Raw genomic sequence first — 18929 nt, forward strand, 5'->3', positions numbered from 1 at the left:
AAAACCGCCCGAAGGCGGTTTTTTATTTTCCATCAAGTAACCACTTTTTAAGTATTTGCTCTCGTTGCGCAGATAATGGAAGATCCCTAGCGACAGAGTAGTCTTTCATTACAGGCTCTGCATTCATCCAAACACTCAACGGAGTAGCTTTGTGGGACATCTTGCTACGAGTTGAATTTGCCAAATTGGAATCAGCATCGTCAGTCGTTCCCGCAGTATATTCAGAAATAGCTTTAAACTCCTTTTTACTCATCTCATACCACTTTGGGTTGTAGTGGATCTCTCGTGAGTTGAACAAGGTTGGCGCCGTTGTATTTATAGCTCGTACTGGAAGCTTCTGTGATGAAGCGTTTAAAGATAAGCCTGCTTTCCCATCGATATCGAGCATGATATATGGCTTTTCGTTTTCACTAGGGATAAACGGGCGCAAGCCAGTCATCTCTTTCCCAGTTGCATTAGTGTACTTCAGTGAAATCTCGACTGCATAGAGATCAGTGTCAACAAAGTCTGGTGATAAATCGAATATCCCTCCTTCCTTGACTACCATGTCGTCTACAAGCTTACTTATATTGCTCGAAAGATGCTTCGAAATGTCAGTCAAGTTTTGCGGAACCGACTTAGGTTTGAATAAGACCTCTTTTTTCACGAGATTCACTTCGACCTTTCCTAGTGGATACAGATCAACATCTTGATGCTCAAAACTGTAGCGACCTCTTGCGTCGTTTGCTTTCAAACGAATATCCACTGGTAAACGGTGAGTGTCAAACCCCCCTTGCTCAAGAGTTATCTCCACATTAGCAACCGATTTAGTGCTGACAATAAGTAGCAGCTTGGAGGCTTGAGCCGAAGGATCATAGGATGGCTGTTTTTTTGTCCAGCCGAGCGCTTCCATTATGTCGTCGTGCTCACTTCCGGGAATGAGGCTCTTAACGCTAGCATCATAAATGTACAAGTTTGCCTTAGCATCTGAGAATAATTCTGGATACTCTACTGCTTTTTTCCCTGCTCTTGCTAAGAAGGTTTTCTCATATAAGAATTCATGCTCTTTCGACATTGTTAAATTAAAGATGGAAGCCTTATTCGTACTAGAAGTTAGCTCCTCACCATCTTGTGTTTTAAATACGAGCTCTCTTTTATATGTTAGCTTTGTTTCTGTTTTAGCAACGTTAGGCACACCAACTTCTAAAAGGTAACGCATCACATAAGACGCTGAGTGTTGTTCATCTACCTGACCAAACACCGACTTCCATTCTTTGCTACCGTAGTCATCTGCAATAGGCTTGATGCCACTCATGATGTTGCATCCAAAGTAATAAGTAGGACTTACAACAACACCGTATAGTGTCGTATCTGTCTCTAACATTTGCTTCTCTGTTAAATACGCCCTCTCAGTTTCAACTAGTGATTCCAGTGCAATTTCACGAACATATTCAGTAGTGTAAGAGCCAAAATCATCAAAGAACCTATTTTGCCTCACAGGTCTAACACCCACAGGCACAAGATTAAGCAAACCTTCTTCTTTGAACTTGGTCAGCGTTTCGTCCTTCATATCAAGAATAATAAGTACTCTAATTGGCATAGTCGGCGTAATAGCTTCACCGCTGTTAACCCTGTCTTCGAGTGGGAGCCACTCGTCATTGACTTTTACGGAAACCATATGCCCAGCAAACATGGAGTCATCAAGCTTAGATAAATCTGGCGCTTTTAATAAAGATCTAAGCTTAGTTAAACTAGGGTCCGTAATAGTATGTATAGGACAGAATTTTTGATATACCTGCGATTGTTCAAGCGCTTTTATCCCAGTCTGAGATTGCTTCGCTCGGTATGTTACGTAACTCGTCATTGCAGCAAAACTCAGCACACTTTCCGAAGCACTACGGTAAATATTCTTTGTTTCTAGCCACGCTTCATCAAGGTGGAAAGAAGGAAGCCAAGTTCCCCCCAAATCCCATTCATCACTTAAAAGATAGGTCTTTATATAGCCTTCAATATCAAGATCTCTTTGCCCAGACGTCAAGTGATTAACCGCGTAATATTCCGAAACGTAATTCGTTGTTTTGTTCTCTTCTTTTATTTGAGATTCAAGTAGAAGCAATCGCAGCAGCCCATTGAGCGCTATAGCGCGTTTTATATATGCCTTGCCAACAACACTCAGTTCATCGAACGCAGGTAAACCGCGATACAGTAACGCCTGTCCTACCACATCAAATTCAGAAAAACGTTTCTGCTTCTCTTTGTATTCTTCTAATTCTTTATTAAGAATTTTGGCTGCACCATCCAAAGTAGAAACCAAGGTTTCACCTGACCAATACAACCCATATGCTAACGCAGCACCTGGACCAAGCATTGGCGCAGCAAAGCCTAATGCAATATCAAAGGCTTGGCCGGAAAATTTCCAAATTTCCTCATGGACTTTCATCTCTGCTAAAACCGCTTTCTGTCGATTTTTCTCCAGAGCTAGCAGCCAACTTCTACAAGCAGGATATTCAAAAGCAGAGTTGAGGTAGAACTTCATCTCCGCTCGACGACTTAAGCGCCTATTACTCGTATCATTATCGGCATAAACGCCTTTACCAAGCGCAGATATTCGATGGTCCCACTTAATAGCATCAGTGCCAAGATCTTCTAAAATTGAAGATTTCAGCGCCGAAGCACGTTTTTTCGACAGTTTAGTGTTGTATTCCACCGAGCCAATATCACACGTATATCCTTCAATGTTCAGCAACATTTCTGATTCTGTATTACGCAGATATTCAGCCACTTTAGAAACGAGCTTCTTATCAGAATTGGTAAGTTCATCATTTGCGCTATCAAATTCAAAAAACAGCGTGAGATAGCTTGCCTCACCTTCTTTTGCCCGTTTTTTCTCTAACAGCGGCCTACCATTTAACAGCACTTTATGACTTACACTTTTATCAGAGAATGCTTCAAGGAGCGCTTTTTTATGTTCCGCTTCAGACTCAAGCAGTGCCTGACGATCTTTTTCATCGCTCAATAAAAGTGTTGATATTACCGATTGTGTTTTCTGGCCATATTCCTTCGACTTATCAATATAGGCATTAAACGCCGCCTCGGAATTCTCGATACCTTTCGGAATTTCAAGACCGCTAGAAACAAACTCAGCAAAGCCAAAAGGCTTATCAAGTGCATATTCAATAGCCCGAACGGCGGGCTTTAAAGGAGTTACGATCTTATCGTCCACCTTATGCCAAAAATGCTGTAACGCTGGTGGAATTGTATAAACGCTCGGTAACGCGCTCCCAAAGTGATTTGACCAGTTAAGTGCTTTTGCTAAATCTTCAACAGATCCAAGCGTATCTTGAGCCGGTGGCTTCAGCTTTTGCGCAAAATCTAAGAAACCCTTTGCTTTTGCATCAATACCGACCGCGAGTTTTAAAGCATTTAAGAGCTTATCTTCAGCTTGCTCTCGATTCAAACCTGCGCTAAATGCTTTATGAACCGTCGTCATACTGAATGGATCCATCACGCCAGACGCTGAAGCCTCGATAACGGCTTTATAGTTACCGATGGAATTTAGAATATTAATCGACGGTTGCACACCAGTAGCAGGTTTGTTTTCGCTTGTATAGGGGAGATTTTTACTCCAATCGAGCCAGCCTTTAAATGTTTCTGGCGCATGTTGGAACAGTGACTCCTCAACAGAGATGGGATCACCAGAAAGGATGATGCTGCGCCCTGCTATTGAATAAATAGGCAGGTGTAAGACTTGCTCAGATAATGAGTAACAATTGTTTGGGATATTTAACTTAGCAACCTGAGCCATCTGGCTATCTGAAGGTTTAAGTAATGCATCCCAATATCGCTTAATTCCCTCTAAATCTATATCAAAGCGGACTAATTGCTTGATTTGATCATCCTCATCCAGATGACCGCCAGTTATCCAAAATGTGGCGACATATTGGGTTACTTCCTTTGCAACGTCAGAGTCACTGGCCTGATTAGCAATATCAAAGTATGTAACCGGCCTTACTCGGCTAGTGATTTTATTGCCTATATCCTTAGCATCCCCTTGGATGATCAAGTTTTCTGGTTGTCCGGACAAAGTAACTTCTGCCCCCTCAAAATAGTCGGCAGAGAAGAATAAATTGATGGTCCAAACTTGAGGAATACGCAGATAATAAAAATTATGATTATAGTTTTTGCTATAAATTTTTTCATACAGGCGTTTATACGCGCCTTTATTTTGCCCAAACTGCGCCTCTGCTGCTTCAGCTTTATGGATAAAAAACTCGGCTAATTCGGGCGCTAAAAATCGCCTCTCGGCAGGGTCTTTGCTTAGCTTTTGGTCCTGTTCAATATCTCTGTTAGTTACTACGCTAACTTCAATGCTTTCATCACTAGAACTTACAACATCCTTGGCCAAGGCTGCTAAGCGTTCCGTCCAAGCAGTATCTTCAGACATAACCGCAGCGGGAATTAAGTAAGGTGGGATATAGACGGGTTTTAGCTTATCTGTCGTGCTAGAAATCGTTAGTGGTGAAGAAGAAAGCTTATTCCCATCAAGCTCTTTAACTGATTGAACCTTGGTATTCCAACCTTGTAGCCGACCTGATGAATCACTGAAGTATAGTGGTGACGCATTCTTACTATTGCTACCATCCACAGCTTGACCAACTGTTAACTCTGGAAGGGCTAACGCAAAACCGGGCAATGGATAGAGCCCGTTGCCAGTAATGGCCTCCCCGCCTGGTCCGACCAATTGTCCCATCAAGTAGAGAGAGTGCTGTTCAATCTTAGCCCTAGCCATGATTACGCTCCTCTAGAACGGTTCTTGCTTTTTCGATGTCAGCATAACTTGGTAGCGGATAGAGTGACTCGCTCCAATTATCCGCTTCTTTATGCTCAATCACATTACGGCTAAAGCCAAAGCCATAGGCGGATTTTTTAACTCGTTCTCCATCTCTAAAACCTACGAACCCATATATCATTTCTGTAGTAGGGCTATTATCGGTGGGCTGGTGTAATACGCGGGTTATGTTTCGACCGTGAACAGGGACGAACCACATATCACTACCGTTAAAAGCCAACAAATCCACTGTAGCAGGGAAATCGCCTATTTTTTCAGAGGGCCTTCCCGAGCGGTATGCCGCACCTCCAAGGCAATAAAAACCATCTCCATACTTTCCGCCCCAGACATTACAATCGTAGCTATCCGGAGTAAAGTCACCGCGATCGATCAGTTTTAAGGTTTTTGCATCAAACACGAATGTATTACCGCATTTGGGTACATCGCTCTCCCCAAAAGTTTCAAGGTATTCGTCATTCTCCCACCCACAGCCAAACCCCGCCAAACTCGAATTAAAACTCAAATAGATCGCTTGCTCTGACTGGCTCATATAAGGCTTGGCAAAAGAGGTCATGTAACGTGCGTATGAACCATTTACATCAGTAAATTTCACTACCTCTTTGGTGTCTAGCTTAACCAGAAGAAGCTCATCTCTTTTTTTCACAACAACTTGTGTGCTGTCTGTATCCCACATGATGTCGTGACGAGTTGAGCCAGACTCCTCACTAATGTTAGTTATTTCGCCATTATCTAGATCATACAGCACGGTACTATCTTTCTGAGGGACAACAAGATAGCGGCCGTTTGGCGATCGTGACATATATTTAGCATAATCAATCCCAGTATTAGGCGGGGGAGGCAATATCCCTTCAGGGATCAGCAATTGAGGGTTAGTACCATCAATATTTAATACCCAGTAACTGACCTTGGATTTATCTTCTCGGTTTTCGATAGTAAACAGGACCTGAGGGAGTGTCACATTTTCAGTATTCCAATCTGCAACCTTTGGGCTATCCGGTATTTCAAAATCGTACTGGTAAAGCCAAGTATCCGTTTTACCTTTGTACAAATCTAGGCGGTCTGCCATGCTCTCTATTCGAGCTTTCTCATCAAAATACGGCTTAGCAATGATGTAACCAACACCCGCGACAACAACAGTCGTCAAACCCAAGCCGAGTAATATTTTCTTTTTCATTCTTAATCCATTTTCTATTTAGGTTACAACGACCAATCCAGCACTAATGACTCAAAGCGTTGTTTTTTTGCTGCAGTCATACCTTTAGGCTTATCGTTTGGCTGAGCTTCGGGCGAACGTTCAGTAGCGCTATCAGGTTCAACAAATAAATCGTTGTAAGCGACCCGATCAAAAAGTACGTGACGACTGTCTGGGTCTTGGTCATGTACTAGGGACATAGTAAAGACCCCGTCCGATGGTAGCCCACTTAACAACGCTTGCTGCCAGTCGTGGTCTTCCCCTTCATAAAACTCTAAATCAAAGACGTCTTTATAGTCGCTATTGTGATCGATCACATAGAGTGAATTCAAAGCGGTGATGCCAGACGTACCAACATCCACCCGGAATAATAGGCCACTGTTTTTTCCGTCAACATAAGCAATCACGGTATTACTCTGGTCATAGCTGCGAACTATGGCTTGTTGGTCGCTCAGCCATGGCATGTCGTCTTCGGTAACTTTGTGGATGGCGGCGCTATCTACATCGGAGGTGAATTCTTGTGCACTGAATGACTGTGCGTCACTGTAACTGCTTAATTCATCTAATGGTGTGCTGGATTTCTCAAGCAAAGCAGCATCCGATTCTAATGCCTCAATTTGAGCAAAGCGCTTTTGCTTTGGTGAGAAAATGATCTTGAGTCCATTTTCTCCCTGTTGGACTTCACCCGATATTTTGTAAGGAGCCCAGAAATGCGCCATGGCAAAGCCGCTTGCGCTTCTTTGTATTACCTGAGGTGTGTCCTTTTTCTTTTCTTCTTGCTCTAGGGTACGGTAATACTCGACGTCAACATCTTGGTAATAACCTTTCTCGTTTATGGCCATCTCTCGCCAAAGCTTCCCTTTCCAAAACACATAAAGGAAACCACCACGCAGGTCAGAAGCTTTTGCTTTGTCGTTGCTGCCATCTAAGTAAGCCAAAGGTCTCACCGGCACCAACACATTATCCCACTCATCCATCTGAGTTTCTTTATCAACGGGTTGCAGGTCTTCGGCGAGTTTAAGCAAAATTGGCTGAGGCTGGTCAGTGCAAGGGATTTTGATATAGAGCGTTTTTCCCTCAGCTTCGAGATCTTTAAATGTCGCGAGGCTACGGTGTTTGTTCTCGGTATCAGCTTTGCCTATGGTGACTTTTTCTTTTTGAGCTTCGGTTTTTCCCAACATCAAACATGCCGCGTTGCTAGACCACTGCCCTGCAAACTCGACAACGATTTTTTGATCTGGACTTGGCTCAGAGGGGACATGCGTGTAACTACGAACTAAAGCAACATCGTCGGTAACCTGCTTGTATCCTGCTTTAAAAGCTTTGCTTTCATTCGAAGCAGATACAGAGTCAACGAGTGATTTAAGTCTAGGGAAGCTTTGCAGCTGAGAGTCCGTCAATGGCGACCGACGTGCAACGGTAGATAATGACACCCAATTGCCTTTTCCCAATTCGATTCTTATAGCAGCTAGCAATGCGCTGGTCGTTTTTTTGGCAGAGATGGAAATCTTTTGCGCCAATTCTTTAGGGAGGTTTCTAAGGATGTCATCTGAATTTCGCAAACGCGAAAGCTGTCCTATACACTCGTCCGGTGTAAGAACATGAGATAGCTCGTTGGAGGATAGCTTCGAGCTAGGTATAAATTTGCAAACTAAATGCATTTGAATTCTCCACAACCAACATCGTCAATATGGCTGCGGTGACAATTAAGCTGATAAGGCTTACAAGTACGATTTGGTCTGCGTATCCTACTTACTTAGCCATTTATTTTCAACGAGATAGAAAAATCGCCCGAAATCAAAAACACCAAAAAAATGGTGATTTTTACTATCAAAACATGCGATTTAACCACAATAAAAGCCAGTAACATCACCCACTTTGTCAAAAAGGTAAAATCTTACTCTCTAAAAAAATTTAATTTATGGACTGAAGTTAACAAAAATCGTAATAACGTGAGCTTGAGGTAAGCGCTCGGAAAGTCAGAAGCTGATGAGATGCCCTCCTCAGCAACAAACAACAAATTGACTGTTACTGAGGAAGTTTAAATAAAAAGGTGAGCGCATTACGCACTCACAAAAGTAACTGCTCTGAAGCTTGCTAGGATTAAATTTGCTTCATCGCGAGTTAAAGAGGCGAGGTATTACTCATCGACCTCATGCAGAACACTATACTCAGAGTATAGAAACGAGCGTAAATATATAATATTTAAAAAGATTTTCAACACGACACATTCACCACAGCACCTGCCGAGCGACCATCACAATCACGTCATACACACCTAAAAGCAACATTGGCCTAGTTATTATAGTTATTCAGCCTTGTATTAAGACGATTCATTAATTCGAGTAACTTATCAATAAAGGCAATTATTTTGATAAATATCACAAAAAGTCCCAAATAAATAAAGCGAGCTAAACGCTCGCTTTATTTATGCCGCATTTTTTAAAGTTTTGTTCTCACTAAAATATCGGTTGTAGACAGCACCTAAGGAGGCTGTATTTGCGAAGCGATCATAATTAAATGTTGCTTGAGCCTCTTCGGCAGAGGCGGAAAGCTTGTTGGTACCATTCACATAAATCGTCACCACCCCGTCCTTCAGTCCTGAAAGATCTAAATCAGTTGTCCATGAGTCTGCAAACACGGTAGCCATGCCTGTGGCTTCTGTACCATCAGCGTCGACTGCTTTGATATCTATGAACTCACTATCTTCAAATCGTTCACTGCTACCACTTATTGTCACGCTTTCCACTCCAGCAACATCGTTGATAGCATCTAGATGTATTGTTGGTGTGATTGGCATGGAGTAAGCCGTGTTCTGGCTACCTGTATTCCCTGGTAAGTCTTGGTAGTCACGAACCAGCAACGCCACATTGAGCTCTGACGTGCTTGGTACCACCACATCACCAGTCCAAACGCTTGGGTCCGCTGTTGCCACTAATGAGGTGATCGTCGTGCCACCTAACTCCGCTGCGGCGGATTGCAGATCTTTATCGAATTCCAGCGTTACCGTCACGCTTTGGCCGATGGCTTGATGCTCAGGCGTAAACGTCACATTAGTCAGCGTTGGCAGAGACTGCGCGAGTGTAAAGCTCTGGCTTTCACTCACTTCAATGCCCGCTGAGTTTGTCCCTGTCACAATCACGGTATAAGTGCCGTTGGTTTGGTGACTCATATCCATTGCGTCACTGGTCCAAGTGCCACCAGCTTGTACCGTTGCACTGCTGCTTTTTAGTACCGTCGCGCTGCCTTGTGCTTTCACTTCAAGGCGCAGGGACTGGCCGTCAAAACGTGTCGACGTACCTTCGAATTGTAGCGTGGCGGCTTGCATTTCATTCACACTGCCCACCGGCGTAATAGCTAAGGTCGGCGTGATCGGCATGGAGTAAGCCGTGTTCTGGCTACCGGTATTTCCTGATAAGTCTTGGTAGTCACGAACAAGCAACGCCACATTGAGCTCTGACGTACTTGGTACCACCACATCACCAGTCCAAACGCTTGGATCCCCGGTTGCCACTAATGAGGTGATCGTGGTACCACCTAACTCTGCCGCGGCGGATTGCAGATCTTTATCGAATTCCAGCGTCACCGTCACGCTTTGGCCGATGGCTTGGTGCTCAGGCGTAAACGTCACGTTAGTCAACGTTGGCAGAGATTGCGCCAATGTAAAGCTCTGGCTTTCACTCACTTCAATACCCGCAGAGTTCGTCCCCGTCACAATCACGGTATAAGTGCCGTTGGTTTGGTGACTCATGTCCATTGCGTCACTGGTCCAAGTGCCACCGGCTTGTACTGTCGCGCTGCTGCTTTTCAATACCGTCGCGCTGCCTTGGGCTTTCACTTCAAGACGCAAGGACTGACCGTCAAAACGTGTCGACGTACCTTCGAATTGTAGTGTGGCGGCATGCGTTTCATCCACATTGCCCACTGGCGTAATAGCTAAGGTTGGCGTGATCGGCATGGAGTAAGCCGTGTTCTGGCTACCGGTATTTCCTGACAAGTCTTGGTAGTCACGAACCAGTAACGCCACATTGAGTTCTGACGAGCCTGGTACCACCACATCACCAGTCCAAACACTCGGATCCGATGTTGCCACTAATGAGGTGATCGTCGTGCCACCTAACTCTGCCGCGGCGGATTGCAGATCTTTATCGAATTCCAGCGTCACCGTCACGCTTTGGCCGATGGCTTGGTGCTCAGGCGTAAACGTCACGTTAGTCAACGTTGGCAGAGATTGCGCCAATGTAAAGCTCTGGCTTTCACTCACTTCAATACCCGCAGAGTTCGTCCCCGTCACAATCACGGTATAAGTGCCGTTGGTTTGGTGACTCATGTCCATTGCGTCACTGGTCCAAGTGCCACCGGCTTGTACTGTCGCGCTGCTGCTTTTCAATACCGTCGCGCCGCCTTGGGCTTTCACTTCAAGGCGCAGGGACTGGCCGTCAAAACGTGTCGACGTGCCTTCGAATTGTAACGTGGCGGCTTGCATTTCATCCACACTGCCCACTGGAGTGATAGCTAAGGTCGGCGTGATCGGCATGGAGTAAGCCGTGTTCTGGCTACCTGTATTCCCTGACAAGTCTTGGTAGTCACGAACCAGCAACGCCACATTGAGTTCTGACGAGCCTGGTACCACCACATCACCAGTCCAAACACTCGGATCCGATGTTGCCACTAATGAAGTGATCGTCGTACCACCTAACGCCGCCGCTGCGGATTGCAGATCTTTATCGAATTCCAGCGTCACCGTCACGCTTTGGCCGATGGCTTGATGCTCAGGCGTAAACGTCACGTTAGTCAACGTTGGCAGAGATTGCGCCAATGTAAAGCTCTGGCTTTCACTCACTTCAATGCCAGCTGAGTTCGTCCCTGTCACAATCACGGTATAAGTGCCGTTGGTTTGGTGACTCATGTCCATTGCGTCACTGGTCCAAGTGCCACCGGCTTGTACTGTCGCACTGCTGCTTTTCAATACCGTCGCGCTGCCTTGGGCTTTCACTTCAAGACGAAGGGACTGGCCGTCAAAACGTGTTGACGTGCCTTCGAATTGTAACGTGGCGGCTTGCATTTCATCCACACTGCCCACTGGAGTGATAGCTAAGGTCGGCGTGATAGGTAATTCGTGAACGGTGTTATCCTCCCCTATGTTACCAGTCAAATCTTTAAACTGACTAACAACCAAGTCGACACTTAACAGCGTGGTGCTCGGAACTTGTACATCACCAACCCAGACCTTTTTATCTGCCGTTGCGGACAGAGAACTGATGCGATTGCCGCCAAGCGTAGCGGTCGCCTCTTGGATCTCTTTATCAAACTCAAGCGAGACACTCACGCTTTGACCCACACTCTGATGCTCGGGGTTAAATGTCACATTGGTTAGTTTTGGTAAGGTTCCTTCAACCGCGATACTTAAGCTGCTTCCTTTTCCAGGAATTGTGTTGGTACTTTGATAGCTATTGTCTTCTACCTGAATAGTGATATTTTTATCTTGTTTTTCTGGGCTGACATAGTTAACCATCCACGTAATATTGTCTGAAGTCGACCAAGTATCTTGTTTTAACGTTCCTGTTGCACCGCTATCACTAGCGACAAGATGGACATCTGAGATATCAAAGTTCGTAACTTCTTCTGTAAAGTTAAACGCGAGCGTAATCTCTTCGCCTCCAAAAAGAGGGGCGCTTGAGGCGGTAGAGATACTTAGCCCGGGAACGGTTGCCGCTTCCACATGCGCGTCAATAGAACTTTCACTCTTGTTATCCACCTTGTCTGTTGCTGCCACCGTGATCGTATGATCGCCTTTAGGTAACAAATAGCTTATGACATAAGGCCCCGCTTCGGTTGTCGGCTCAGTAATCGCTTGAGGAGCCACAGTGCTGCCACCACTCACCGCTTTTGACGTGACGAGATTTAAATTTTTATCTGTAATGTATGCACTAATTTCTAGCTGATACTTATCGTTTGTCGGTATCTTAGAGATTTGATTAGCACTTAAGCCAGAAATACTTGGAACGTCATAATCAACAATAGACTCGATAACTTGTCCATCATAACTTTTGCCTAGTAATTCAAAGCTTGTATTCTCTCTTCCAACTGAGTCCGTCACCGTCACCTTAAGGGTATATACCCCTTGGTTATCGACGGCAAAGTTCATCATTCCATTACCACTAGATGAGATAACATCACCTGAGTAACGCAAGGAATCACCGAGGCTTGGAATAAGCTCCACAGAATATTGTGAAGCTTTCACTCTTTCTCCTTCCACCGTAGATACCGTAAACGGCTGGCTCGCCTTGGTTAAAAACAGTTTCCCACCCTGCAAACTCGTAATTCCATCGAAATCAACTGTGACTTTAGGAACACTAATATCAATGACTTTTCTGATATCAGAATACAGTCCGACGCTATCTGTCGCTTTGATGTCTACTGTGATTGAACCACGCCCCTCTAACTGAGATTTCGGTAGTTCAAAGTACGTAGATGAACCATTCCCATCCTCTACTCTTTCTTCTTGATAACTCGGGTTTAAAACCGAGTAGTTTACTTTTGCGAGGCTGCTACCAGTGTCCGTTATATCAAAACGAAAACGAACATTATCAGGATTTGTTGGCGATTCGGTTACGATAATCTCATCGCCAACACTTGGAGGTGTGTTGTCAACTTTAATATCAACGGTCGCTTCACCGACTCTCGACCACACATCCGTTGCGGTAATAATTGTCCTGATCGTTTTTCCATCAGCATCGCTAGGAAGTTCACTCGTAAATGTTGAACACTTGTAGGTTGGGTCATCTGCACACACTTCCAATTGCGCAAACTTCTCCGGATTATCTTTATAGTTGTAGGATTCCGTTCCAAATCTGGCCATCACATTGTCTAGCCTAGAGTTTTCATACAACTTAATTCTGAATTTAGCGACAAGCTGCTGACCATTAATGGTTGTGTTTCCAACCGGATCAGTAATTTCAACGACTACCGAACCTTTAGGTAATTCAAGCAGTAGATCATGCTCTGGCGTCAAGTTTCCTGCTAAATCAGATACGTTCTTGATTTTGTATTCTTGAGTTGTACTCAGACCATCAATAATATCGGCGTAGGATTCAGAGTACGTACACTTGATATTTCCAACACCTTTGGCACAAGTCGTTGGTGTATAAGCTTTGTTGCCAAGATTACGAACCAGCTTTGGATATTTATCTGAACTTTCAGTATTCACGCCTGACAAAGCATCATTGAAAGAGAGCTCAAATGTGAGCATCTTCTTCTTCAAAGCTTCATCAAACCAAACATCACTTCCTTTAAAACTGTATGAGTTACCATCAACGACTGTTGGTGCATCAATATCCACCATCGAAAAATTGAACTTGTTGATCGTTTCACGCCCATTTGTACCCAAGGTTTTAGTGATCAAAGTGACAGGTGCTTTCGTCATGTTTTGCCCAACATTGACACTACAACTGTAAGGTTCTTGCGATACGTTGATAACACCAGAAGTTGGTTGCTCATTAGTTGGTGGTGCATCTAGAGAGTTGTACTCTTCACGAACCCAACACTCTAACGTTTTGGCTTTGACCGCACTCAATGTAGTAAAGGTGACATCAAGAACACCATCAGATAAGTAGTTTTGGAAGTCCAGAGGACTTGCAACCGAGAGAACCACGCCTTCACGCTGTACGCTAAAGGTTTGGTTTACTTTTCCAACCTTTCTGTCTTTTTCGTCAAGGTAACGAACTTTGTTGTAAACCTTTATATCAAGTTCATAGTTACCATCTTTGGCAATTTGTGTAGAAAGCAGCGTTGCCGTCCAAGTGCCATCTGCGGTTTCTGAGAACGTAAAGTTAGTCCCGTTTTGCTCTCCAGAAAATCTATACGTTGAGTCAATTCGATCAACGCCACTATCATCAACAATATCAAGCGTAAGTACGATATTCCCATCTTGATAGATGGTGTTGTTTGTAATTGGCGTTCCATCCGTGTAACTCATCGCTAGCGTTACCTGCGGGATGGAGTTGTACACTTTAACGGTAAAATCTTGCTCACCACTGGTTAAGGTTGTGTTGCCACGAACATCAGACCCTTTTAAACGAATCTTGTGTGTACCCGTACCTAAATCACCAAGGCTCACTTTGAGATCTTCATTGATTTTTTTACCTGGAGAGCCAGGTAATGGCTCAAGATCGCTAAACGTCCAATACTCTAGGCTTTCTCGATTTACGCCATTAATTGAAACGTCACCGTTTGCATTTAGGTCTAGCGCCGTTAGGTCAAAGACATAGTTTCCTAAGTAGTAGTCATTCGCATTGAAACCACTTAACCCTAATGTTGGCCCATCACGATCAAGAATAACCTTGCGCGTGTTAGAACTAGATTCAAAACCGTAAATATCGGTTGCTTTTACATACAGTGACGTGGTTTTTTCATCTTCAGAAATGTCTATTTTATCTGTGTCACTCTTAATGAGAGACATTGCAAACTCTTTAGATGAATCCGTTGGCACAATTGTCTTAATTGGCGAATCTTTACCATTCTGATATAGAGAGACTTGCTCAATGTCTGAATCGTCTATTACGGATTTAAATCGCACGTTGAACTCACGCCCGACAACATAGTTCTCTTTGGACAATGTGTCTTCAACCCAAGGCGTATTTAGGATGATTTCTGGGCCTTTGTTATCGACTTGGAATGTGAATTTCCCTGTTGTACTAACATTGGCAGGGTAAGCGTTGTCCGTCGCAGTGACATAAAATTCATTCCATTCATCGTAATCAAATGCTTTTGAAACCAGTTGGACTTTGACGTCAGGTTGTTCACCAACTAGGTATGGTACGTCACACGTCTCTGTTAGAGGGTCACAGCTTTCTAATGTCAGTGCCTGACCAGACCCTCGGCGAAGATCTATTTTTACATTATTGCCGGGGCTTAACGTCCCCCAATCAATAACAGGTGTCCATTGGTTGTTACCGCCTAAACGGCTTTGGACCTGCTCACTTTTTACAATAGGAGCTTCAGAGTCGATACGAATATTGAATCTCGGAGCCGTGCTAGTTAACTCTGAAACGGAGTTACCTAAATTATCCTCTGCCGCTGCAACGACTAGCCAATCACCATCACCCGGGTAAATCGTCGCGCCTTGATTTGAACAAAGCTCCCCCGTACATAATTTGACTTTAAAGGCGTCTTTCGAGTTATTCGAAAAGTCCTCTGGTGTGTATGTGACTTTTTCACCCGTTTGCTGGTAGAAAACAAGACCTCTTGAAGAAAGCTTGTCACCCACAACATCTTCAACCTTGAAGGTCAATTCATGGGTATTTTTGGCATTTAAATAAATACCGTCTTCTACAGGTTTACCATCGACATCATTAGGTGGGAGGTAACTCGTTTTAGGGAAATCATTATCAATAAATACCGTTTCTATAAACGGAGCTTTGCCATCGTAACCATACGCATTGCCATGTGGGTCCATGGCACTGGTTTCCACAGCAAACTCTACAATATCTTTTAGTTCACTAGACTGAGAGTTAAGGGTAAAGAGGTACTCTTTTCGATAAGCATTGCTGTTGCCAGGGTTCTCTACAATGTTGATGTCCAGCGGTATTTCAATGTTTGGCTCACTGGCTTGATACCACATCGTGCTAAACTTCGGACCATAAGCGTCAGTTTCTACAATACCAGAAGGATCGTCTAGGACAATTTTAGAAACAACTTCACCAGCAATATAAAGCTTATTGCCAACCATCGTCTCTCGACCGCTTTCAATCGTTAATTTTGGCTGTGGAGGCAAGATATCGATACTGCTACCCTCTGTATCAAAAATGTTCTTACCATTTAAGTTAGGATTAGCCATCGAAATATCATCAGCATAGAGCTGCGCGATATTGGTCTCAATACCGTATTTGCTCGCCATGATTTCGTAATACGATTGCGCTAAATCCTTTCGATAAGTATCGGAACCGAATTGATAAGAATCGAGCATAACCTGACGTCCACCAACACCAATACCATTCGCTTTTCCATCAAAGCTCAAATCATCGTAAATAGCGGAGGCAAAATCTAATGAGTTATTTCTCGGCATTCCTTGAGCAATACTATCGATGGCTTCGACAAGAAATCGGTGTAGATAATCGTTTGATGGCTTTTCTGGAATCGCTTTAGTAGCAAGCATTTCGTTCGTTGCATAAGGCACAACCGTTGGATCAAACCCAAAGAATGAGTTGTTGTTCGTGCCTGATAACGCGTAGCGCACCTCATCAAGAATTTGAATCGCACGCTCAGAAGTTTTCTCTCCGGCAGTGACTTGATCCCACTGGAAATCAAACAAGCTAGTCTGATATGTCGATAGTTCAGTAATATAGTAAGTCTGGGAGCCATTGAGCTTAAAGTACACACCAATATTGGCCTTGTTTAAATCAACCGTTACTTTTTTGGTTCCTGGATCTCTTTTCCATTGATAGTAGTATGGCTCGCTGCCTTCGATACCAATTAAACGAACACGCATGAAGTCATAATTCACAACATCAGTTGTGGTTTCACAACTCGCGACGTCAAGAGCCATTGATTGGTCACTTTCCAATTGTTGGATAGTGGTACAACTCGCAAGTGAAGTGAATTCACCATTTGGACTCAACCCTTCAAGTTGAGCTCGCGCACCAATAAAGGGTGTCACCACTTTTATAGTTGGCAGATCAAAGCTACTTCTAAAATATACTTCTCTTGGAGTGCTTTCGTTATCAGACTCATCGACGGTTTGAATGACTAACTTCTGACTACTGTTTTCTGATACCGATTTAAAGCTGTCACCCAAAATATCTCTTACAAATGGAATGTAATAGATGACATCCTCTACTCGCCCATTGCTATCTAACAGCGTTTCGTGCGGAATTTTTGCGATGTAGTCATCATCCGATGCGGTTGTATCAATAACTTGCTGAAGTGAGTAGTTGTTATCGTTATTTTGGCTGACATAATACTTGACGACGAGCTTAAGTTTATTGGCGTTGGAGCCTAAAACCGTATCGGTATTTACGTCTGATACTTTCACACGAACATAAGGGATTTTATTCTCTTTCAATAAATTAGCGTTGAAGTTACTAAAATCTATCCCTTTTAATGAGTTCTGAATCCCTATACTTGCGTACGCATAGTCAATCTTTAGGAAATCGCGGCTTGCTTGAACATTGTCTGGGGTATACGTATCTTGAGAGTAGATACCATCGTAAGTGGTTCGTTCACCATCTAAACCGACATTTACGTACGTCATTGACGCACCTTCAGGATAAGTAATCGTTTGTGCTGGCGCTTGATCGTCACGACTTACTGCATGCTGAGCGGTGCCCGTATTGCCTTTGCTATCCTTCGCTCGAACCTCAAAGACCGTCGTAGATAGGAATTCATCAGTTGGGTAAGCCTTACTAAACTCACAAGCATTTCCAGATTCTACAGTTACAGGAGAACATGTGACGTCCTCATGTAAGCCATCTTTAAATGAAATACTGACCGAACTAATCTCTTGCGAGCTTTCTTTTACAACCCCTTTCAGAACATACTCTTTAAGTTGATTATTAATTGCACTCGCCGATGTAATATCAATAACAGGCGCATCGTTATCCCACTCAAAATCGATATGAAGACCCAAATGGCTGCCTGGAATTAACTCATTACCCAGTACATCCGCTGTATATAAGACTAACCGTGCTGCTGTTACGTTTGAAAGCCCTGTGGCAGGGTTCATATCTACACTATCGATCTCTTTGGTATTAATGTTAACTTTAACGTTGGTCTCTCGAAGGCCAACTTCAAAATCATCAAATTCAACCGAACAGAATGTGCTTCCAAAATCTTGTATGTCGTTACATTGAAATTCACCAGACCAAGAGCCATTAATCTGATACTGAATAAAGGCGGATACGTCTTCTACACCGATATCATCAACAATTTTTAGATCAACTTTATCGGTGCCAGCAAGTACATCACTGTCCGTACGAGTAACTATTGGCGCATCTGTATCGATATCCGTACCATCTCGCGGTGGAATGACGCCATCAGTACTGCCATATGTACCTAAGTCATTAAGCTTCTTACTAAAGTCGACATAGTCTGCGGCATCAGTACCAGAGATATTGACACTTGGATCGTTTACCACGATCAGAACATGCTGAGATAAATCACGTGTATAAATGTCGCTATTTATCTTTTTCTGTCCAAAGCTGAGGGGAGTCACTGCTCCTGAAGTCTGGCTCACTTCAAGACCATCAAGAACACCATCTGCAATAACATCCCGATATTGGATGTCAGCGAAATGCATTGAAGTGTAGACGTTATCGCTGTTGCCGTATTTTTTTATAAGATCGTAAGAGTAAGACGAGTATGCAGTTAATAAAGCGCCGTATTGATGCCCAGCACTAGCAAAACTGCTTTGCCCACCTTTGGTTATATCAATAGGTTTGGTCTCATTTACGTCAAACCCATACATGCTATTGATACTATCCAAAGCGGTTGAAAAGGCACTCTCATCTGTGGATCCTTGAGAAATTTTGTACTTTGCCAAGCCTGCTGCCAAGTTCGACAGCGGAGTAAGCATTAACTTTTGCTCACTCCCCTCTTTAAAGTTCACAACACCTTCAAATTTAAGTGTCTTCGCATTGCTCACTGATACCGTTTCATTCGTAAACGGGTCGGTATAACTCCCCTCTTTTGCAACAACAAAAAGAGGCATTGAAGACGATTCAAACTCTAGCAGATAGTTTCCGAACGCATCAGACGTCGTGTTAGCCAACTTCCGGCCTAAGTTTCCATTTTTGAACTCGAAAACCTCAATCTTTGCGCCATTTACAGGGGCGTCAAAAACCATACCGGAAATGCTTCCTTTGCTTCTAGCTGGAGGAGTGTTGTCTCCTCCATCACCACCACCACATGCAC

Annotated in this window: 4 protein-coding genes; all 4 read right to left on the reverse strand. The window is 43.7% G+C overall.

Translation table 11 applies throughout. From position 1 onward, the window contains the following. Window positions 1-22: 22 nt before the first annotated feature. Window positions 23-4768: an OmpA family protein gene (locus ACZ5ZC_RS00885; RefSeq protein WP_464931649.1), complete on the reverse strand. Its 4746-nt coding sequence runs from the start codon at window positions 4766-4768 to the stop codon at window positions 23-25. Continuing rightward, window positions 4761-6002 carry a hypothetical protein gene (locus tag ACZ5ZC_RS00890; RefSeq protein ID WP_464931650.1) on the reverse strand — a complete coding sequence of 414 codons (1242 nt, stop codon included), beginning with the start codon at window positions 6000-6002 and terminating at the stop codon, window positions 4761-4763. The genes ACZ5ZC_RS00885 and ACZ5ZC_RS00890 overlap by 8 nt, the downstream gene beginning before the upstream one ends. 23 nt (window positions 6003-6025) lie before the next feature. Next, window positions 6026-7681: a hypothetical protein gene (locus ACZ5ZC_RS00895; protein WP_464931651.1), complete on the reverse strand. Its 1656-nt coding sequence runs from the start codon at window positions 7679-7681 to the stop codon at window positions 6026-6028. Window positions 7682-8448: 767 nt separating this feature from the next. Beyond that, window positions 8449-18861, reverse strand: coding sequence for a tandem large repeat (locus ACZ5ZC_RS00900; protein WP_464931652.1), 10413 nt, complete (start codon window positions 18859-18861; stop codon window positions 8449-8451). Between the last annotated feature and the right edge of the window lie 68 nt (window positions 18862-18929).

Source organism: Vibrio sp. JCM 18905 (assembly GCF_055393305.1).